Genomic DNA, 20,947 nt, shown 5'->3' on the forward strand with positions numbered 1-20,947 from the left:
AGACTGCCGTCAACTCTTGTATGCGCCCCTTTGGGGAATGAGAGTTATACCCCACCTCTCTAAACGGCCGGTCTATCACTCAGACCCGGCCGTTTTTTTTGCTGGCCTGACATAACCTATCCGCTGAAGACCCGGCAAACAAACGATAAAAATTTTCGGTCGATTGCTCGGCAATTGCTTCGACCGAAGTCTCGCGCAAATCGGCGATGTGTTCCGCTACATAGCGCACATAGGTCGGGTAGTTCGGTTTACCGCGATACGGTACTGGTGCCAGATAAGGTGAATCCGTTTCAATCAAAAAGCGGTCGGCAGGAATCTTACGAGCCACATCCTTGATTGCTTCCGCGTTCTTGAACGTCACAATCCCTGAAAAAGAGATATAAAAATTCAAGTCCAAAGCCTTTTCCGCATACGCCCAATCTTCGGTAAAGCAATGAATAATACCGCCAACCTGATCCGCCCCCTCTTCCCTCAGTACATCTAACGAATCCTGCCCGGCTTCGCGGGTATGAATAATTAAAGGTTTGTTGAGGATTTTGGCAGCGGCGATATGCGTTCGAAACCGCTGAAATTGCCATTCCAGATCGCCTTCGCTGCGAAAATAGTCCAGACCGGTCTCACCGATGGCGATCACTTTTTCGTTATCTGCCAATTGCAATAAGTCATCCAGCGTCGGCTCGCGGCCATCATGGACATTCGGGTGCACACCCACCGACAAGGAAATATCCGGATAAGGCATCACCTGTTCCAGCATTGCCGGATAGGCTTCCATATCGATGGCGATACACAGCATATGGCGGATTTTGGCAGCCCGCGCGGCATCGACAAAGGTGTTGAAATCGTTAGCATAAGGCGCCAGATCGATGCGATCGAGATGGCAGTGGGAATCGATGAACATGAGAATTGCGAAAAGTTAAAACGGGCGGAACAACCCCGCCCACAGGGAAATTTACATCGTATGCGTGGAACGATCCGATTCCAGAGCACCAGCCAGATAGGTTTCGATTTTGTTCCTCGCAGCACCGCCGTCCTGATCGCTGAACTGCACACCGATACCGGCGGCTCGATAGCCCTCCGCGCCGGAAGGCGTTTTCCAGATAATTTTGCCGGCAATCGGCAAGCGCTCGGTTTCGTCCATTAAATTCAGTAACATGAACACCTCCTCGCCCATCTCGTATTCGCGCTTGGTCGGAATAAACAAACCGCCGTTTTTCACGAACGGCATGTACGCCGCATACAGCGCATTTTTATCCTTGATCGATAAGGACAAGATACCTTGTCTGGGTGCTGCTGATTCTGCCATACGCTTATTGTCTATTCAGTTGCGACCAACTAATCAATAGCTGCTCGACCATCAATTGTTTATTAAGTTGCGTGTTCAATTGCGACTTGGTGGTAAGTACATTATCGTAAAACCGATAGAGGCGTTTCAATTCTAGCCGCTCGGCAAGGGCTTGCAAGGCATTTTTCAGATCCGGATTGGCAATCGCCGGCGATTCCGCCCGGTACGCGTATTTGACTATGTCTGCAACCCAGCTTGCCATCCACAACAAAACCACGGCCAAGTCGATTTTTTCCTGTTTCTGCCAAAGTTCGGCTACCGTCAATAAATTTTCCTTGCCTTGCGCGATCTGCAACCAGGCCTCGAAATACTGCTGTCTAAGCTGAACCATATTCTGTTCAGCATAGTGCTTCGCCAATAGAGGCGAACCTTGGGCCAGTGTCAATAACAACTCAGCCTGTTCTCCGACACCCTGCTGCTGTAACCAACTCATCGCCAGTTCATGCGCGGGCGTTGCGCAATCGATTTTCTGGCAACGGCTACGGATCGTCGCCGGCAATCGGCTAGGTTGCTCGCTGATCAACAACAAACAAGTGCGTTCGGTCGGCTCTTCCAGGCACTTCAAAAACGCATTCGCCGAAGCAGTATTTAATGCGTCAGCCGGTTGAATAATCACCACTCTATAGGCATCGTCGTACTGCGGCTTCAACGCCAATTTGACGATTAGCTGCCTGATTTTATCGATCCCGATGGCCTTGCCGGCTTCGTCGGGCTCTATCGTCAGAAAATCGGGATGCGTATGCGCATCGAACAATTTACAGCCGACACAATGCCCGCATGCACTCGCATCGGCTAGCGGTGCATGGCACAATAGGGTTCGGGCGTAATATCCGGCCAAATGCCGTTTGCCCTGACCGGACGCGCCGGAGAATAGTAAGGCTTGCGGAATGCGTTGTTGCTGGATATAAGCGTGCAGTTGCCGCCAGTTATCCTGTTGCCAGGGATAAATCCCCATATAGGTAGACATCACAAGCCGGCCAGCTCGCTACGCAACTGCCGTTGCACCTCGTGCAGAGGCAAGCTGGCATCGATAATCTTGTAACGATGCAGATCCGTGGCGGCGCGTTGCAAATACGCTTGCCGGACTCTTTCGAAAAACGCCAACTGCTCGGTTTCGAAGCGATCCAACTCGCCCCTGTGCTTGGCGCGTTGCATACCGACTTCTATCGGCGCATCGAAGACAAAGGTCAAATCCGGCCTTAATTGGCCTTGCACGGTGTTTTCCAGCCAGGCTATGGTTTGCAGATCCATATTGCGGCCGCCGCCTTGATACGCATAGGTGGCGTCAGTAAAACGGTCGCACACCACCCACTGTCCTTGTTGCAAAGCCGGCAAAATCACTTGTTGAATATGTTGGGCTCGCGCAGCGAATACCAGCAGCAACTCGGCCTGTTCGGTCAAACTTTCCTCTTGCCGTTCCAACAAAATCCCGCGAATCTTTTCGGCAATGCCGGTACCGCCCGGCTCACGGGTCAGTACGAACGGAATGCTCCGTTCCGCCAACAGTTGCTTGATAAATTGCAGATTGGTGGACTTGCCGACGCCTTCGCCACCTTCCAATGTGATAAATCGTCCGCGTGTCATCGTTGATATTGATCGACGTATTTTTCGTGTTCCGCCAAGGTCGAGGAAAAAGCATGTCGGCCATTGCCGCGGGCGACAAAAAACAAGGCATCGCCATGATCCGGATGCAAGGCCGCAACGATGGCCTGCTTGCCCGGCATCGCAATCGGCGTAGGCGGTAAACCTTCGATGATATAGGTGTTATAAGGCGTCGGCTCACGCAAATCCTTATGCCGAATATCACCATGGTAGTCGTCGCCCATGCCGTAGATAACGGTCGGATCGGTTTGCAACAACATGCCTTTCTGCAAGCGGCGGGCAAACACCCCGGCAATCTTTCTGCGCTCTTCGCCGGCACCGGTTTCTTTCTCGACAATCGAGGCGAGAATCAAAGCCTGATACGGGTTTTCCAAAGGCACGCCGTGGTCGCGCTTTTGCCACTCTTCATTCAGTACCGCTTGCATCCGGTCATGTGCGCGCTTCAATAAATCGACATCGGAGGTATTTTTTTCAAAGAAATACGTATCCGGAAAAAACAAACCCTCGGGATGATTTTTATCCGAGCCGATTTGCGCCATCAAATCTTCCAGTTGATTATCGGTCAGAGTATGTTGCAGATTGGGGTTACTTTTGATGGTTTGAAACATCTGTTTGAACGACCAGCCTTCCGGAAAGGTAATCGAATATTGCCGGGTTTTGCCATCGGTCAGTTGTTGCAGAATATCGGCGGCGGTGGAACCTTTTGCCAGTACATACTCGCCAACTTTCAATAAGTGATCCAGATTTTTCCGATAAGCAAACAGCCGGAACCATAAGCGATTCACTGTCACGTTCCGGGTGCTCAGATTTTTAACTACCGATTCCAGCGTATCGCCTTTTTTGATTTCAATGACAGTCTCGGTCAGCACCACCGGTTTCTTCAAGATCAGGTGATAATGCATGCCGGCCCAAATCGATACCAAGCACAGCACCATCATCAACGTGAACGCGATTATGCTTTTGAACACCGTTATACCTCCGCCATTCGGGCCGTATTGAACAGATCCTGCAGACGCCGGGTGATGACGCCAACGCTGAAATCCTGCGTTTCCAGCCGTTTGATCGGACAGATACCGATCACCGAGTTACTGACGAATACTTCGTCAGCCTGCAAAACGGCGGCCTGCTCGATAGACTGTTCCACCAATGGTAGTTTGAGCCGTTGCGCGAATTCGATAATTAACTCCCGCACTATGCCCGCTACTCCGCATTGCAGTAAAGGCGGAGTATACAGACTACCGGCCTTGACGATAAACAGATTGCTCATCGTACCCTCGACGACATTATCCTGGGTATCCAGCATCAAACCCTCTTGAATCGCCTGATCCTGCCATTCGGCTCTAGCCAAAATCTGTTCCAAGCGATTCATATGCTTGATACCGGCCAAACTCGGATTCATCGCCAAGCGCTGTCGGCAAAAACGCGCGGTAATGCCGTCAATTTGAAACTGCTGTGGGTAATCGGGATAAGGATGCAGACTGAATAGCCTAGTAGGGAGGATTTGGTCCGGCAGCCGATAACCGCGACCACCGCTGCCGCGCGTGACAATCAACTTTAGAACTGCCCGGTCCGCGGCGAGGGAAAGTTGCCGCGCCTCGGCTTCGAGTAGCGAACAGTCAGGCATCGGTATTAACAATCGCCGACACCCCGTGGCTAACCGTTTTAGATGCCGATCAAAAAATAATGGCTTACCCTGCAATACTTCAATGGTCTCGAACAAACCGTCGCCGTATTGAAAACCTCGATCAGAAACATCGACACAGTGTCTGTGCTCGCCATTTAATAAAAACATAGCCAGACACTGTTGAAGCGAAAGCGCTTATTGGTAACGCTTGAAAACCAGCGAACCATTGGTGCCGCCAAATCCAAACGAGTTGGAAATGGCTACATCAATGCTCATGTTTCTGGCGGTGTTCGGCACATAATCCAAATCGCACTCCGGGTCCGGATTTTCCAAATTAATGGTCGGCGGTGCAATTTGGTGCTTGATGGCTAAGGCCGTCAACACCGCTTCGATCCCCCCCGCTGCGCCCAATAAATGACCGATCATCGATTTGGTGGAGCTAACTGCTACTTTATAAGCGGAATCGCCCAGCGCCAATTTCATCGCATGGGTTTCGCCAATATCACCGGCAGGCGTCGAGGTACCGTGGGCATTGATATATTGCACGTCTTGCGGGTTAACTTTAGCGTCACGCATCGCGTTGCGCATACAGCGCGCAGCACCTTCGCCGCCTTCGGATGGCGAGGTGATGTGGTAAGCATCGCCGCTCATACCGTAACCGACCAGCTCGGCATAAATTTTCGCCCCGCGCGCCTTGGCGTGCTCCAATTCTTCCAGCACCACTACGCCGGCACCGTCGCTGAGGACGAAGCCGTCGCGGTCGCGGTCCCAGGGCCGGCTGGCCGTGGTGGGGCTGTCATTACGCCGTGACAAGGCTTTTGCCGAAGCAAAACCGCCCATCGCGGTCGGCGAGGTGGTGCAACGTTCCGCACCGCCGGCCACCATCACGTCGGCATCACCGTATTTGATCAAACGCGCAGCGTCGCCAATGTTATGCGTACCGGTCGAACAGGCGGTGACGATTGCAAAGTTAGGGCCTTTCAAACCGTATTTGATCGACAGGTTACCGGATATCATGTTGATGATATTGCCGGGCACAAAGAACGGCGAAATCCGCCTTGGCCCACCGCCTACATAGGTGGCATAGCATTCTTCGATGCCGGTGATACCGCCGATACCGGCGCCGATCGCCACGCCGATACGCTCGGCATTTTCTTCGGTGACCTCAAAACCGGAATCTTCAATCGCCTGACAGCCCGCCGCAATACCATAATGCACGAAGCCGTCCATACGTTTGGCATCTTTCTCGGCTATGTAGTCACCGATATTAAAGTTTCTAATCACACCGCCGAACGTCGTTGCAAATGGGGATATGTCAAATGAATCGATCGGGCTAATGCCGCTCTTACCGTTGACAATGCCATCCCAGGTATCGGCAACATTATTGGCTAACGGCGTAATGGCGCCTAAGCCCGTTATAACAACTCGACGTGTGCTCACAGTAAACTACCGGTAAATAAACAAGACAACCAGAGAAGGGAGATAAATCGGCTAGTGGATGGAAACCATCCACTAACTTTTGGAAACAACTTATTGCAGATTGGCGTTGATATAATCGATAGCCAATTGGACTGTGGTGATTTTTTCAGCTTCTTCGTCTGGAATTTCGCATTCGAATTCTTCTTCCAGAGCCATGACGAGTTCAACTGTGTCTAAAGAATCAGCGCCAAGATCGTCAACAAAAGACGCATCGTTTGCGATTTCTTCTTTTACGCCTAATTGTTCCGCGACAATCTTTTTTACTCGTTCTTCGATATTACTCATATTTTTTTCCTCGAACAATGCAAATGCCTGACTGCGAGCACTTACCTTATCTTTAGTGTTGTATTAATTGAATTTGCAATCTCGTCACTGGCCTTGCCTAACGACAGCGCGGATTATACTTTATGTTCCAAAAAATTCACAACATTCGCCCGCGACTAGGCAATTCGCGGCCTGCCGCTAAGTTTTCGCACTCAAATTTTTGATAATTTCTTCCAACGGCACTAAATTAAGTTTGATCCTGAATAAAACCGCCTTGTTCTCCAACACCCCAAAACATTCATAGGTACGCAGCATGATGCTGGTGTGATTGAGGGTTTTGTCCGGCGACTCCGGCAATTGCTTGACCAGAATATGCAGCTTGCCGTTGTTTTTCAGCGTTGCCAGATGTACGCGGTCCACCGAAATGTCGTGTGAGGTGTAGACCATCGGATTGCGCTTGAAATCGTGATTTTCCAACTGCGCTTTCTCCAACAACGCGCCGGACGTCAAACTGCACGGAAACACTTCCGGATATTGCGCCACCTGCAACAACTCGTCGAAATAATCGGACTGTTCCGCGAAAGAACCCGACAGAAAGTTCTTCACATTGCCGTTATTCATCCACTTGCGCTTCAGAAAAAACTCGGTGCCGGGTACGACGGTTTTGTCGGGCAGCGTATTTAAATCCGGCAGGCCGCTTAAATCGGTATCCGCCAAAAACAATGGATGTTTGGTTTCTTTTTTATACCCAAGCAAGATAGTTTTGCCTTGCGACTTGATAGCAATGCGGTTAGTCAACGTCAGCTCGGGTATCGTCGCAATCAGGGTCTTCTTTATATCCAGCGTCATTTCCTGTCGCGGCCGCAAGGCATTGACGAAAATTATCTGATAATTGCTAAAGCGCAGTTGATTGTCGGCGATGATTTGATCCTCGTGATGCGCTTCCCGATATAAGCGAATCTGATATTCGATCAGCGTATTCAACTGAAACCCCAACACAATCGGCCCTTTAAACGGATTGTGCGTGACCTGCAGCCATTTATGCTTGTCATGAAACAGGTTGAAATCGTCGGACGCATTGCGGGCGACTTCGATATGAATTTGCTCGAAAGTAAACGACTGATCTTTCATCGACAACCAATGACAGTAGATATGAGCCGGTTATTCTAGGCCGATTACGGCGAATCAGGAAGTAACGCACCAATCTAGTTCATTCGGAGCCGACAACAATGCTCGGCCTAGACCGGAAAATCAGGTTACTATCCAAGCATATCCTCACTTTATTGGGCAACGAGAAGCCACATGCATATTGAAAGACATAGAAATCACCGCATTGGCTGGCTCCGCGCGGCCGTGCTGGGCGCCAACGACGGCATCGTCTCCACCGCCAGCCTGATATTGGGTGTCGCAGCAGCCGGCGTGGATGCCAAACATATCCTGATCGCCGGCATTGCCGGGCTGGTAGCAGGCGCGATGTCCATGGCCGCCGGCGAATACGTTTCTGTTTGCTCGCAAGCAGACACCGAACACGCCGACCTGGAGCGCGAGCGCCGGGAATTAGCAGCCTATCCGGAACACGAGCATGACGAAATGACCGCCATTTACGTCGAACGCGGCCTGGACGAAGCACTGGCAGCCGAAGTCGCCCGCCAACTTATGGCTCATGATGCATTAGGCGCGCATAGCCGCGACGAACTCGGCATCACCGACACCACCGCCGCGCGCCCAGTTTTAGCGGCCTTTTCATCGGCTGGCAGTTTTTCGGTTGGCGCAATCTTGCCTTTATTGCTCGTATTGTTGGCGCCTGCAACAGTTTTGATTTGGGCCGTCGCGGGAGGCTCCTTGCTGCTGCTAGTATCTCTCGGACTTCTGTCCGCCCGCGTTGGTGGCGCTTCGATGCTGGTTGCAGGCGTGCGAGTGAGTTTTTGGGGAGCGTTAGCGATGGGGTTAACTGCCGGGGTTGGCGCTTTATTTGGAGTGGCTGCTTAAGCAGTTTGGATTGGTGCAATAGGCAAGCACTTTAAAGGTATAGCCTGTGTTTGAGTATGTTGTAAGAGTATCGGCTTGACAGCAACGGGACACATTCCTCACCAAAGGCACTTTTATTTATCCCACAGCGTTGACCGAAATTGGGTCTAAGCTGCTCCATAAACACTTTTTCGCTTTACCCGGTAAAAGAACTATCGGTGCCCTAGCGGTTGGTAACGACCAAATCACTGCCTGGGAGTTTGAAGTATTTAACGGGTTATTAACCGCCGACAGACATGACCTTAAGCTTTGCCAATCTAATCGCATAGGTGTCTTCGCTGGTCCAGCATCACAAGAACAAATGGTGAAAAAACAGGCATAGCAATGAAGTAAGCCAAAATTTTTTCTCTGCTGGCAACACTCAGATGAATGACGGCAAATAACCTCCGCGTCATAAAATTAGGTTCAAATGCCGACATTTGGTGCGCGCACGTAGGCGAAACTCCTAACTTGAATCGCCAGGGATTACCGAAATGCGGCTTGTATTAGGCATTTGGGCTTTGCGGACAAAGTGCAGATCAGATTGTCAAACACCGCTTTTGGATTTAGAGTTTGTACTCAGTTGCGCATTCCTGCAACCGGCACAATGCGCTTAAATCCTCAACAGTCAAACAGAATTAATCATTTGGGTATAGTCATGGAAGAACAACTCCGCGAAAAGGGCCGCTTCGGCTTGTATGCACAAAGCTTGCTTTATCTAGGATTAGCCGTTTGGTCGGGAATCGGCTCCAGCCAGTCGATTCACAGCAGCGAAATTTTAGGTTATATCGGTCCGGCTGGATACGGCCTGATTACTTTGTACACCGGATACGCAGCTATCAAGCGCTATCGAGCCGGTTTTTGGTTTGTTTTCGCGAACCTGCTTTTAGGGTTGGTAGTAATTTCATTGTCGGTGCTGCACGACGCCTACCGGAGTGCAGACGCCAATAAAATCACCGGAACCCTTGCTTTTATCACACTCTTTACGCTATTGGCGGTACCGTTATTTTGGGTCGGCCATAAACGCCACCGTCGCTTGTGGCTGATAGCCCATGGCTTTCCTGAGGCGGAAGCGGCTCCCGCGCCAGTCGCAATCGCCGAAAATGGACCGCTGCTGCTATACCCTCCGCAAAGCACTTGGCGCCTATTATTGCTGATGATGTTCAGCTCTATGCTGTATTCACCCTTTTTGCTGTACCGCATTGTCAGCGATTTACGCGCGTTGGGCGGCTCGCAGTTAAATCCGAAACGTTGCGCCTGGCAAATGCTGATTCCGCTTTACAACTTCAACGTGTTTTACCAAATCGCCAGACAAGTCGAACGGCTAGGGCGTAAAGAAGGCATCTTTTTTAAGTTTTCGCCAGCCATATTGGCGTTAATATTGGTTGGCGCGACATTGACCAATTTCGCAATGCCGCGGTTTTTGTTTGCGTTGAGCTGTGCAATGTCTGCGTTGCCGTGGCTGATTTTGAACGCTTGGACGAATCGGCTACGCAACGCACAATCGGCTCAATGGCGAGAACCTACCAACAGCTACAGCTGGCGGCAGCGCGGCGTGTTTTTGGCTGGTGTGCCGATCATCGCCCTGGCTTTGATCGGCAGCAAAACTGAGTTCGCTTACTATATAGCCTCCGCCTTGGCTGCGGGGCAGCCGGTTTCCGGACCCGGCGCCGAGTATTACCTGACGATTCCGGATCGGCAGTGGCGGATGGTCGCCCGGGGAACCTTATATCCCGATACCGACATGGAGCTGATCAACAAAACTACCGGCGAGTGGGTCGTGGTGCGGATCAGTCCCAGCCAACAACAAACGCTGAATGGTTTCGTCGACCAGCGCCAAGCGCTTATTGCCGCCAATTGGAGCGCGTATGACGTTCAGGAAAGTAGAAGCTTTGCGGTCGGCACCGAAGACACTCCGATATCATTGGCTCGTTACAGCCAGAAGGGAGGCATGGTGTCCCGCGATTCACCTCTGGTTGTCGCTACCGTGCTGACGCCGGCGCGAGTATTTGAAGTGCTCGGCCACGCTGCAACGCTACCAAACGCCAGTGCGTCGCAATTGATCGAGAGCTTTCGTTTGGCCGGCACAGGGAAAAAATCATGAAGACGATAACTCTCTTAGTCTTTTTTTTATTGCAGGCCGGCGTTTGCAGTAACGTAGCGGCTGGTACGGATCTGAAATTGTCCGGTTATACGCCAAACTTGGTGCGCTGGTTGCCGGCAACCCAGCATAGGGACTATTTACAGCTAGCACCTCCGGCAGAACGCATTGCCGTAATGAAACAACTGGGTTACGGCAGCGTGGTGCTCGACGAGACCCATGATCTGCATCTAGACCGCAATAAACTAGTGCGAGACACCGTCAACGTTACCCAGTTGTATCTGACGGCAAAGGGCATAGAGAGCGACGGTAACAACGGATTTTGGTTGGACGCCAACCATCAGCGAGCGGAAATCGAAGCAGCCTATGTGGTGCAACCGGACGGGACTGTGGCCGACGTCGATCCAAACACGCTACAGTTGAACAATCAGAATAGCTACAATATTTTTACCGATACGATTTACGTGACCGTTCCATTTGCTCAGCTCAGACCAGGCAGTATCGCCGTATTGCGTTACCGGGTAATCTCGGACCGCAATAAACTGCAAATGCCGTGGGCGCGAATCCTGTATCCGCAGAATTTTTACCCGCTTGAGCATTTTGCCGCCGAAGTACATTGGAACGATGAGGCTCAAAGACCGGCGTGGCAGACCGATTACGCCAAACTGGATTGCCGGGAAGGCCGGCAGGAATTAACCTGCTCGACTCGGGACGCGTCCGTGCCGATTCCCAGCGAAAATCAAATGCCGCCCCCTGTCGACCTATTGCCGACATTGATTCTGGCGGAACCGAACAGTTGGGCGGCGGTTTCCGAGAGCATCTATAAGTTGGCCGAGCCGGCCTTGAGCCACGACAACAAGATTGCGGATTTAGCGATGCGGTTGCGCGGAGGCGCCAGCGATATTCGCGAAATTGTCAGCCGCTTGAGCGCATTTGTCTCGCGCGATATTCGCTATATCGGACTCGAACGCGGCAAGGGCGGCGTAATTCCCAGACCGACCACGGCCACGCTGGAACGCCGTTACGGCGATTGTAAAGACAAGACCATGCTATTCGTCGAAATGGCCCGCGATGCCGGGCTGGACGCGTATCCGGTGCTAACATCCACCGGACGCATGTCGCTTGCCAAGCTGCCATTGCCAAGCGGTATTTATTTCAACCATATGTTGGCCTGTGTTAAATCGGGACAAACTGGCGAGATTTGCGTGGACTTGACCGATTCCGACACCGGCGGCGGCCATTTGCCCTTCAACCTTCAGGGAGCAGTGGCGTTGGTAGTAGGACACGATGCGACCGCTCCGCATAATTTGGATAGCGAACCTTTTACCTGGGTCGTGCGAACCGAAGCGGATAATCAACTAAACGACGACGGCAGCGTCGCCGAGACCTTGGAACGGCAATACGACACGCATTGGGCGGCCGGGGTGCGGCGTTCATTGTTGGCTAAATCCCAAGCGGAGCGGGAACAGTGGTTATACGAGGATTACCGGTCGGTGATGGGCGAGAAAGCAAAACCGGCTTTCAGCGTGCAGGGCCTGGATATGGCCGACTCCACTGTGGCAGTCGTTTCGACTGCTGAATACCGTAATGTCTTCGACCCATTGCTACTCAAAACCTACCGCGATATTGAACCGTGGATGAGCTCATTAGTTAAAGACGTGAAGACACAAAATAAGTACTATCCATACCAATTTAGAGGCATCCATTACCACAGCGAAATCCGTTACCAATTATACGCCGGTAAAAAGGTCAATAATGTCGGCCCCAAGATCGATTACGTGTCACGATGGGGTTCTCTGCACCGGCATTACCGCCTTGACGGCAACCGTGTAGTCGCCTATACCGACTTGCAGATGCCTCGGACGTTGGTTCCACTTGAGAAAATTGCCGAATTCAACCGGTTTCTGGAACTGATCGGACAGGAAAACCACGTGTCGTTCAGTATGACGGCCGCGGAAGTGGGGTCAAACTGAACGTGATCAGCCGCATCGCTAATCTTTAAAAGAACTTACGATACCCGACAGACCAGCCTGAAAATAGATCGCGAGCGGTGCCCGGCAACTTATTCACTCACCCAACTGAACTAATACCGCCACTTGTCGCCGTATATGGGCGACAACCTGCCGATCCAACCGTTCTAGCCAGCGCGCCGGAATCTGATCCAAACCGTACTTCGCCCCCGCCAACATTCCGGCCAACGCCCCCGTGGTATCGGCATCGCCGCCCTGATTGACGGTGGCGATCAGGCAAGACTCGAAACTGTCGGTGTTGAAAAAATGATGCAGCACCGTCTGCACGGTATCGACGATGTAGCCAGAGGCCTTGCCCGGATACGGACTATAGGCAAATTCGCTGTATTGACCGATCAACCCTTCGGCTTGCAGCACACAGGGCTCAAGTCCTTGTCCGCTAATCAACGCATTGGTCATGTGCCCTAAAGCCAAAGTCGCGGCATCGGACAGCGGGTTGTGATGGGTAATTCGACTCTGTTCCAAACTCCATGATTCGAAATCCTCCGGCCGATTTAAGGTCGCCAGCACCACCGGCAAGTTACGCATGCAGGCACCGTTACCGGCCTCGTCTTCGCGCGGCAGGCCAATTAACACGCCGTCGTCGCGATAGCGGACGATGCCTCTCCGGCAGGTATTGCCAACGTCGGGTGGATCGCTTTCCAACCAAGCCAGAAAATTGTCGGCGACGGCCTTTAAATTCCAACCTTGATGATCGAGGATGGCCTGCCCCAAGGCCAGCGACATTTGCGTGTCGTCGGTAACCTGCCCCGGCTCCAGGCCGAGCCAGCCGCCGCCTATCATTTCTGTGTGCACGCCGTAACGCTTCTGGATTTGCTTGGGCGACATAAACTCCACTGTCGCCCCCAACGCGTCGCCGCAAGCAAAACCTAAGTAAGCGCCCAAGGCCCGATTCAATAATTGCTCATTCATCGCAGCACCGTCACTCGATAATCGCCGCCGATTACCAAATATTCCGCTTCGCCGCGTAAGGCGTGGTGCGGCAGTAGGTCGCTAAAAAACACCAGTTTCACCATCGGCACCTCCACTTCTAATATATAACCGCCGAATTCGCTGGCGATGCTGCTGCGGTCGGTAAACGAGACTATGCTGTTGAAGCGAACGATCTTGTGCTGTTTGTCCTGATCTTTAACCACCCAATCATCCAAGGCATTGACGCCGCGATACAGGGTTTTGTGGGTCGCAGCCGGCACCTGAAAACGCTCAATCACCCACTGGCAAAACTCGTACAGCAAATCCAGCTGCATGTAGATGCAATTGTTGTGATAGCGGCTGTTCATCTTTTCTTCGATGTAAGTTACCCAGTCCTTGCTCATAAAACTGCTGATCTGCTGCTTATGGTAATTCGGGAACAAACCAAAACGGCTTTCCACCCACCCCTTCAGCACCGCGCCCTGCGCATTATTGGAATCCAGCCCCCAATCCTGAATCAGACGCAGATAGCTGTTGCGATAACGGCGCCGGCCCTCGGCATCGTCACTCAAGCGCTGCTCGGTTTCGAAGCCAAACACCACGCACATATAATCTTGAAATACCCGCCCGCACTCGGCCAACGTGGTTTGGCCTGCCAACTGTTCGAATAATCCGGGCGCCGACTCGCGGGTGCCGGCGATATGCAAGGGCTTCGGATAATCATTAAACAGATGACTGGCCATACAAGCCGTCGCCATACCGACTAAATTGGTACTGTGGCCGTGTTGGGAAATATCGGACATGGGTTAACCGGGAAGAATGTCGGGAAAGGTGATAAACCCTAATTCTCACATCGAATAGGGAAATTAGCCATACGGAACAAACTTTCCCGGACTAATTCTTCCGTAATTCTGGCGGCACAATTCCCGTACCATTCCACGCAATTGGGCAGCTAGATGAAAATAGCAAGCACCAAGCAAGAATCTAGCCGTTTTTTGTGATTGACATCGCACAAAGACACAGAATACAGTGCGCTAGCCGATTGATTGTTAAGCAAAAACAAGTGATCGATGACAGGCAAAACAATAACAACACACGGGAGAGTCATATGAAAAAGTATGTAGCCGAGTCCTTCGGGACATTTTGGTTGGTTCTTGGTGGATGCGGAAGCGCGGTCTTGGCTGCGGCGTTTCCGAATGTGGGCATCGGCTTGCTCGGCGTTTCGCTGGCGTTTGGCTTGACGGTACTGACCATGGCCTATGCCATCGGCCATATTTCCGGTTGCCATCTCAATCCGGCGGTATCGGTTGGCTTGTGGATGGGCGGCCGCTTTCCGGCCAATCAATTGTTGCCTTACATTGTCTCGCAAGTGATCGGCGCGATTGCTGCCGGCGGCGTGTTGTATTTAATCGCCAGCGGCAAGGCCGGCTTTGATGTGGCTGCGGGATTTGCCTCCAACGGTTACGGCGAACATTCGCCGGGCGGTTACTCCCTGCTATCCGCGCTGATTACCGAAGTGGTAATGACCATGATGTTTTTACTGATCATCCTCGGCGCCACCGACACCCGTGCGCCCGCTGGCCTAGCCCCTATCGCGATTGGCTTGGGGCTGACCTTGATTCACTTGATCAGCATTCCGGTCACCAACACCTCGGTCAATCCGGCCCGCAGCCTGGGTGTGGCGGTTTATGTTGGTGATTGGGCCTTGGCGCAGCTCTGGCTGTTCTGGCTGGCACCAATTATCGGCGCGGTATTGGGCGCATTGGTCTATCGCTTTATCGGCAGCCCGGACGAATAAATACCGAGCTTAGTTCGACCAATCGACATCTCGTTTACTCAGACGCAATCCATGGTTCCGGTAGGGTATGCTGAAACCACGGATTGCGTCGACATTGCGCCTTTAATTTAATGTAGTGATCTAATAGAAACGGACACCCGTCGCCTTAGTGATGATTGAGGTTTGTTTGCCGATCAATGCTAGCCCTTTAGTATTGCACTTTATTGTAATTTGTTAACTTGAAGTGTCCCACTAGTGTCCCAAATTTTCTAACGGGCATAAAAAAAGCCGAAAGGCTTTCGCCTAACAGCTTGACTTTCAAGTCATTCGATGGTGGGTCGTGTGCGATTCGAACGCACGACCATCGCATTAAAAGACCGAAACTGAAATATTAAGTTCTATTAAATCAACGCCTTACGTCCTGCCAATCGTTCATTCTGAGTCTCGCAAAGCCTGATAAATCAGGAATGTGCATTACAGAAAAGCACATTTTACGCACACAAAAAACCGCGCCTATTTCGGCTACCGGCCAAAACCCGCCTGTCGAAACAATGGTGCCAACGGTAAATGTCTATCCAAAAGCAGGCGAAGGGTGTGGTGAGTTTACGAACCGTACCAATCGCGAATGATGCGGAACACGTTGTTTACCGCATCCTACCGGGCTAACTCTTTTTCTAATTTTTTGTTATCCTCATTTAGTTTAAATATTTCGTTATTAATATTTGTATTACTATTTTCAAAATTAGCAATCTCGGATTTTATAAGTTCTAGCGAATATTTTTCGAATTCTACATTGCCGCTATTGTCAGAAATTTCTTTTTTTCGTTTTATTATATTCTCATTATTGTAAGTAATTTTATTTTGCTTTCTTTTTATTTCATCATTGTTCAAGGTTATTCTTGTAGATATTGGAGTATCATTTTCAATTTTATTTATTTTATTTTTTAGTTCTGTGATTTGTCTCAGGTTTTCCTCGGCATCAATGCGTGCGTTCTTAATAATACTTGCATCCTTCTCAGCTGATATTTTAAGGTCTCCAAGTGACAATTCAGTTATCCGATCGCCAGCCACTAAAAAAAATCCAGTTAAGAATCCAAGTCCTACAAGTGTTATTGATTCTTTGCTTCCAAAGTCATTAAATTTACGCCAAACAAGCATAAATGCAGAAATAAGCAAAGAAAGTCCAACAATCAAATTGGCTGCTGTAATCATTTTAAATAAAAGATGGTCAATGGCTTACTAAAATAACATTTATAAATCGCTGGTTCTTATGGTTAGGCTAACTTACCTAAATCACACCTCAAACAACTTCTCAGTAGACAATTTCAGTCGTTTGAACACCCGCCCCCAGGCCTGTGCCGATTCAAGCATTGGATTCAGCTTACACTTGCCGATTATGACAGATAAACATCAAATTGCTGTCAGTGAACCAGATGGAGCGATAGGCAGGAATGGGTCGAACTCAGCATGTGATAAGAATTTTTTCAGAAAACTTGGCGTCTCCACTGTGTCTACATTTATCCATGGCAAGAAAAAAGGCCAAGATTGAAAACACCTAAGCCTTTGATAAATATGGAGCTGGCGATTGGACCCTAACCGTCGACCGGCTGATTACAAATATCAGATTTGCATTTAACATCCAATTAAATCAAAACCTTGCAATGTTCGCTGTAGCTAAAAACAGTCCTAAACAACTAGAAAAAATCTACTTAGTATCTGGCGTAGCTACGATTTAGCTACGGCAGGAGCTAATATTTAGGTCGCTTAGCTCTTAATCGAAACAATTCCTTTTTGAGAATGCCACTTTAATAGAAAACCATGTTTCTTTTTAAATCGCACTGCCGCAATTTGTGCAGTAGTTGTTACGTTAGGAATAATTCTCGAACATACAGCATGCGCTTGTCTATCTGGAAAATCAGGAAAATGTGTTATTAATTGATTAATAGTACTTTCGAGTTGGGAAATAGCTTTCATTAAGTCGTGTCCCTTGAGCTCAATAAAAAATAAATATTTATTGTCTAAGTTATTTTTAACAGTTATCGCATAATCGCATTTTTCAGTTTCATTTCCACTTATAAGTCCTCCATCTATTTTTATTTTTTCAGACTGCCAGTTTTTTGGAGATTGGAGCTCAAAGCTCCTCCCTTTCTCAGAACACACTACAATCCTCATTACTTATTCTCTAGGGCTGCATAGAATTCATTTGCTATCTCAGCTGAGATTTTATCCAAATCCTCTCCGTTAATTAGTCCAGAATCTTCATCTACAATTTTTATTGCTGCCCCATTTGCAATAAAATACGCATCAACCTTCACATTTCCGTTGGCTTTAAGTATTCCATTATTTATACACGAAAGCACATATGGACTATGAGTTGTTATTAAAAAATTAAGATTTTTTTTCTTTTGTTTCAATAAAAACAGGATATCTACAACAGCTTTTTGTGAAACAGGAAATAGATGAGCCTCAGGCTCTTCAACAATAATTGTTCTGATGTTAGATGATCCAATCGTCATTAATTCTTGACGCAATACAAGTAGTAGAGGGAGCGCTTCTTGTTGGCCAGAAGATGCATTAGCTACAGAAATTCTCCTTTCTAATGAAACAATCCATTCTTTTTTATTCTCAATCGAGAATTTGCCTTTAAGCACTGATCGTGAAAGGGTATCAAACTCAGCAAGTGAATCCTTATGTTTTTCCTCACGCATTGGGCCAATGCTTTTTGCAAATTCGTAATACTTTCCAAAGCTCTTCAAGAAAGGGTCGATGCCAATATTTTCAGATAAAAAACCAAACACATTATCTCTAATGGTAGAGAAAAATGATCTTCCTGATGGAATGTAAGTGACATCTTCAAATAGAAAATTTGTATTTGTCTGCTCTATAGAATTCCGAAATAACCTGAACGGTGACATATCACGACCCAGGAATAGTTCATCATCGTCAGTAGCTCTTGCCTGTTCACGCTCAGTTTTTAGCTTTTTATAGTATGTCGTGATTTTTTTGTATTCAAACTTAAATTCTTCAGAGAACGAAAACTTAATCCCGTTACCACTCGCATGAGAGATCAGTATGTCAGGACCATTACCCTCTTTTTGAATTAAGTTCGATACAGATATTGTGAAATCCTGATTTTTCCAAGAATAATCTGGAAATAGACTAGAAAACTCTTTTTTAAGTGAGGATTGTAACGATTTTAGGCCGGATAAATTGACTATAGAGTCTATTATTTCGTTAGAAACAACCTCCCTCAAAAAAAAATACACTTTGCTAGTTATACTTTTTCCGGATGCTTGTTCACCAATAATTATAGTCAAATCATTTACTTCGATTTCGACATCATCCAGACATATAAAATTTTTAATCTTTAAAAGCATACGGGGGTCTCTACGCAAAGCAAAGTTTGGAATACGTTTAACATAACTTCCATGATTGCAGGTTAAATGACAGACTATACCACCATTGCCAGCCATCCACAGGAGGGACCCGCCGGGGCAGCGTAGCGGCAGCCCCAGAGGCGGGAGGTTCCTGTGGATGGGTGGCCGGAACACAGGACATACCCATATTGAAACCAATTAGCCAAATTTTTGTTAATGGAAAAACGTATAGCCCGACCTGATTTAGAACATGTGATCCAATTCTATGGCTCTTGTCTTCCGGATTACGACTTCATGTTCAAAGCCTTTGGCGCTAGTCGAGGATGGATTCGTTTTTCACCAAGAATGCATGAATTGACTACTCGCCTTAAATGCCTAAATTACCCTGAACTCTACCAAGATGAAGCCAGAATTCATACAGCTCTATTTCGAGCATTTTTTGATGATGACGAAAAAATTAACCAGTTTTTAACGGAATTGACCTCTCGTCCGGTAGAAGAGCAGTCGGAATTTCTGAATCAAACTCTCCAGGAGTCAACCGAATTTGGGCAATGGATGGATGAAAAGTTCGTCCATCTTGACGCACTTGATTGGTCAACTGCCGGACGAGCTAAAGCTCAACTTGAGTTCGAAAAACTCCCCATTGAAGAACAGCAAAAAGCCATTAGAACCTTTCAGCTCACTCTCTCATTCGGGCTGGCAAGCTTCCATAATTTTGTTGCGCTGATGGTTCACGGTCGGAAATTGACCCAATTGGTTAACGAAGCCATGACAGGCAATGATGATTCATTTTACTTGGCGGCCCATATCGATAGAAACATCCTAGAACAGATCCCTTACTTCAAAAATCGGTACTTAAGGGCTCAAAGAGAAGGTGAAGAAAATTTTCTCAGGCCGCTCAATTACCGCCTCCAATCTCCACAATTTAAAGGAAAAATCCGGCACCGATTGCTATACATGTTATTTACCATACTCGAATCGATGCGCTGGCTCGATGATCTGAAGCATCGCGAAATCCTAGACATTTGCGATCAGTTGGGTCTAGAACGCTATGAGAACCGTATAGAAACCGAAAAAGCTCTCGGTGATAGGTTACGGGATTATCGTGATTTCCAGATAATGAACCGAATGTCAACACTGTGAAATATTAATTCACGGTGTCGAGGTTCGACTTACAAATGCATAAATTACCCAACCGTTGCGGGATGACTCCATTCCGCCGAAGCCAAAACGGTGTTTTATGCAAGACAAACAACAAAGATTTTCAGTCGGCGGAGAGCCTTCGCCAAAAAGCAATCCCATATACCAAGGAACCGCCGCGCCGGTGGCGGAGTGCGGCGCGGAGCCGCATCCGGCACGGCACGGCGGTGAACTGGAATTTGCAGCACTGCCGGGCGAGTTCTCCCCCGTCTGGTAATACGGGGGGAAAGTTTTCAAGAACACCCTGAATCGGGAGAAACATTTGAACGTTTTGCCATTGGCGGTGGCAAATCGAAATTGATTTCGACACCCATTGCTAAACCTGACGGCGAACCGTTAGCGGCGTTGACCGATTTTTTAAATACAACCTTTGCTTTCAACCCCACTCAAGAAAACATCGTCCAATTAGTCGAGTATTTCCGCCTGCACCTGGGTATTGCTTTCGGGTCACTGGCTGATCGCGGCAAAGGCTTACACGGCTACAAGCGTTCCTTCGACATCGGCAAAACCGGTGGTATGTTCGCTTACGGCGGCCAACGTGACACAGCCTTTGTTAGCCTGCCGGGTTCTGCTTGCGCGCTAATTGGTGACTGGGGTTCTGTTTATCACTTATTCCATGAAGTCTTACAAGGCCGGATTACCCGCTGGGATGGCGCCGTGGACATGTTCGACGGTGAGCCGTCCGTGGATGATGCGGTGGATTGGTACAAAGCCGGTTTATTCAACGCCGGCGGCAATAAGCCATCATGCAATCAACAGGGCAATTGGATCGAGGCCGACGGTAGCGGTCGCACGTTCTACGTTGGCAAACGGAAAAATGGCAAGTTGCTCAGAGTTTACGAGAAAGGCAAACAACTGGGCGATAAATCCAGCCCTTGGGTGCGCTGGGAACTAGAACTGCACAACCGAGACCGGATGATTCCCTGGGATGTGATTCTGGAGCCGGGCAAATATTTAGCGGCGTCTTATGCCTGCATGGGGTGGGTGCATCTGATTCAGGAACGTATCCGCACCACCCGCAAAACGGCGAACATCAGCTACCACCACCTGACTTACTACCTATCCCAAGCCTACGGCAAAATGATCAATGTCATGGTGGAAGTAGAAGGCAGTGAGGAAAGAGTCATTGAAATACTCAGACGCAATGGCGCCCCTTCTCGCCTGGAATTGGGCGGAGAATCCCTGGGCCCCTTGGTTTCTGGCGATGACGATCAGCCGACGGACTAACAGAA

At 49.2% G+C, this 20,947-nt stretch carries 21 protein-coding genes; 7 read left to right on the forward strand and 14 right to left on the reverse strand.

What is annotated here, in order from left to right; all coding sequences use genetic code 11:
- Positions 1–79 precede the first annotated feature (79 nt).
- The 9 genes from ACH50O_RS13740 to ACH50O_RS13780 all read right to left on the reverse strand — a co-directional run bounded on the left by ACH50O_RS13740 (position 80) and on the right by ACH50O_RS13780 (position 7,442).
- A complete protein-coding gene (locus tag ACH50O_RS13740; RefSeq protein WP_446808356.1) occupies positions 80–898 on the reverse strand; it encodes a TatD family hydrolase in 819 nt (272 codons plus the stop codon).
- A 51-nt stretch (positions 899–949) separates the two neighbouring features.
- Positions 950–1,303: a PilZ domain-containing protein gene (locus tag ACH50O_RS13745; RefSeq protein WP_033157114.1), complete on the reverse strand. Its 354-nt coding sequence runs from the start codon at positions 1,301–1,303 to the stop codon at positions 950–952.
- Positions 1,304–1,307: 4 nt separating this feature from the next.
- Positions 1,308–2,309, reverse strand: coding sequence for a DNA polymerase III subunit delta' (locus ACH50O_RS13750; protein ID WP_446808357.1), 1,002 nt, complete (start codon positions 2,307–2,309; stop codon positions 1,308–1,310).
- Positions 2,309–2,926: a dTMP kinase gene (gene tmk, locus ACH50O_RS13755; protein WP_446808358.1), complete on the reverse strand. Its 618-nt coding sequence runs from the start codon at positions 2,924–2,926 to the stop codon at positions 2,309–2,311. The genes ACH50O_RS13750 and tmk overlap by 1 nt, the downstream gene beginning before the upstream one ends.
- Positions 2,923–3,912, reverse strand: coding sequence for an endolytic transglycosylase MltG (gene mltG / locus ACH50O_RS13760; RefSeq protein ID WP_446808359.1), 990 nt, complete (start codon positions 3,910–3,912; stop codon positions 2,923–2,925). The genes tmk and mltG overlap by 4 nt, the downstream gene beginning before the upstream one ends.
- Positions 3,913–3,914: 2 nt before the next feature.
- Entirely contained in the window at positions 3,915–4,736 is an 822-nt protein-coding gene (gene pabC / locus ACH50O_RS13765) for an aminodeoxychorismate lyase (protein WP_446808360.1), read from the reverse strand.
- Positions 4,737–4,763: 27 nt separating this feature from the next.
- Positions 4,764–6,008 carry a beta-ketoacyl-ACP synthase II gene (gene fabF / locus ACH50O_RS13770; protein WP_446808361.1) on the reverse strand — a complete coding sequence of 415 codons (1,245 nt, stop codon included), beginning with the start codon at positions 6,006–6,008 and terminating at the stop codon, positions 4,764–4,766.
- A 90-nt stretch (positions 6,009–6,098) separates the two neighbouring features.
- Positions 6,099–6,332, reverse strand: coding sequence for an acyl carrier protein (acpP, locus tag ACH50O_RS13775; RefSeq protein WP_013820083.1), 234 nt, complete (start codon positions 6,330–6,332; stop codon positions 6,099–6,101).
- A gap of 177 nt (positions 6,333–6,509) precedes the next feature.
- Complete coding sequence (locus ACH50O_RS13780) at positions 6,510–7,442, reverse strand: hypothetical protein (protein WP_446808362.1); 933 nt, start codon at positions 7,440–7,442, stop codon at positions 6,510–6,512.
- A gap of 171 nt (positions 7,443–7,613) precedes the next feature.
- On the opposite strand from ACH50O_RS13780, the gene ACH50O_RS13785 reads away from it, so the two are divergent.
- The 3 genes from ACH50O_RS13785 (at position 7,614) to ACH50O_RS13795 (ending at position 12,392) form a co-directional block, all read left to right on the forward strand.
- Entirely contained in the window at positions 7,614–8,300 is a 687-nt protein-coding gene (locus tag ACH50O_RS13785; RefSeq protein WP_446808363.1) for a VIT1/CCC1 transporter family protein, read from the forward strand.
- A 676-nt stretch (positions 8,301–8,976) separates the two neighbouring features.
- Positions 8,977–10,422: a hypothetical protein gene (locus ACH50O_RS13790; protein ID WP_446808364.1), complete on the forward strand. Its 1,446-nt coding sequence runs from the start codon at positions 8,977–8,979 to the stop codon at positions 10,420–10,422.
- Entirely contained in the window at positions 10,419–12,392 is a 1,974-nt protein-coding gene (locus ACH50O_RS13795) for a DUF3857 domain-containing transglutaminase family protein (RefSeq protein ID WP_446808365.1), read from the forward strand. The genes ACH50O_RS13790 and ACH50O_RS13795 overlap by 4 nt, the downstream gene beginning before the upstream one ends.
- 93 nt (positions 12,393–12,485) lie before the next feature.
- Here ACH50O_RS13795 and draG read toward each other — a convergent pair whose 3' ends face one another.
- Entirely contained in the window at positions 12,486–13,361 is an 876-nt protein-coding gene (draG, locus tag ACH50O_RS13800; RefSeq protein WP_446808366.1) for an ADP-ribosyl-[dinitrogen reductase] hydrolase, read from the reverse strand.
- Positions 13,358–14,164, reverse strand: a complete 807-nt coding sequence (locus tag ACH50O_RS13805) for an NAD(+)--dinitrogen-reductase ADP-D-ribosyltransferase (RefSeq protein WP_446808367.1) — start codon at positions 14,162–14,164, stop codon at positions 13,358–13,360. The genes draG and ACH50O_RS13805 overlap by 4 nt, the downstream gene beginning before the upstream one ends.
- A 305-nt stretch (positions 14,165–14,469) precedes the next feature.
- Between ACH50O_RS13805 and aqpZ the strand changes: the two genes are divergently transcribed.
- On the forward strand, positions 14,470–15,159 hold the full coding sequence (gene aqpZ / locus ACH50O_RS13810) for an aquaporin Z (RefSeq protein WP_036273347.1): 690 nt from the start codon (positions 14,470–14,472) through the stop codon (positions 15,157–15,159).
- A 633-nt stretch (positions 15,160–15,792) separates the two neighbouring features.
- Here aqpZ and ACH50O_RS13815 read toward each other — a convergent pair.
- The 3 genes from ACH50O_RS13815 to ACH50O_RS13825 all read right to left on the reverse strand — a co-directional run bounded on the left by ACH50O_RS13815 (position 15,793) and on the right by ACH50O_RS13825 (position 18,515).
- Positions 15,793–16,350, reverse strand: coding sequence for a hypothetical protein (locus ACH50O_RS13815; RefSeq protein WP_446808368.1), 558 nt, complete (start codon positions 16,348–16,350; stop codon positions 15,793–15,795).
- A 552-nt stretch (positions 16,351–16,902) separates the two neighbouring features.
- Complete coding sequence (locus ACH50O_RS13820; protein WP_446808369.1) at positions 16,903–17,310, reverse strand: hypothetical protein; 408 nt, start codon at positions 17,308–17,310, stop codon at positions 16,903–16,905.
- Complete coding sequence (locus tag ACH50O_RS13825; protein ID WP_446808370.1) at positions 17,310–18,515, reverse strand: AAA family ATPase; 1,206 nt, start codon at positions 18,513–18,515, stop codon at positions 17,310–17,312. Before ACH50O_RS13825 ends, ACH50O_RS13820 begins: the two co-directional genes overlap by 1 nt.
- A 294-nt stretch (positions 18,516–18,809) precedes the next feature.
- Between ACH50O_RS13825 and ACH50O_RS13830 the strand changes: the two genes are divergently transcribed.
- The 3 genes from ACH50O_RS13830 (at position 18,810) to ACH50O_RS13840 (ending at position 20,942) form a co-directional block, all read left to right on the forward strand.
- Positions 18,810–19,658 (forward strand): hypothetical protein, encoded by an 849-nt coding sequence (locus ACH50O_RS13830; protein WP_446808371.1) that lies wholly within the window; start codon positions 18,810–18,812, stop codon positions 19,656–19,658.
- A gap of 97 nt (positions 19,659–19,755) precedes the next feature.
- Complete coding sequence (locus tag ACH50O_RS13835; RefSeq protein ID WP_446808372.1) at positions 19,756–19,932, forward strand: hypothetical protein; 177 nt, start codon at positions 19,756–19,758, stop codon at positions 19,930–19,932.
- Between the two features lie 80 nt (positions 19,933–20,012).
- On the forward strand, positions 20,013–20,942 hold the full coding sequence (locus tag ACH50O_RS13840) for a replication initiation factor domain-containing protein (protein WP_446808373.1): 930 nt from the start codon (positions 20,013–20,015) through the stop codon (positions 20,940–20,942).
- Positions 20,943–20,947: the final 5 nt, after the last annotated feature.

The organism is Methylomonas sp. 2BW1-5-20 (assembly GCF_052474515.1).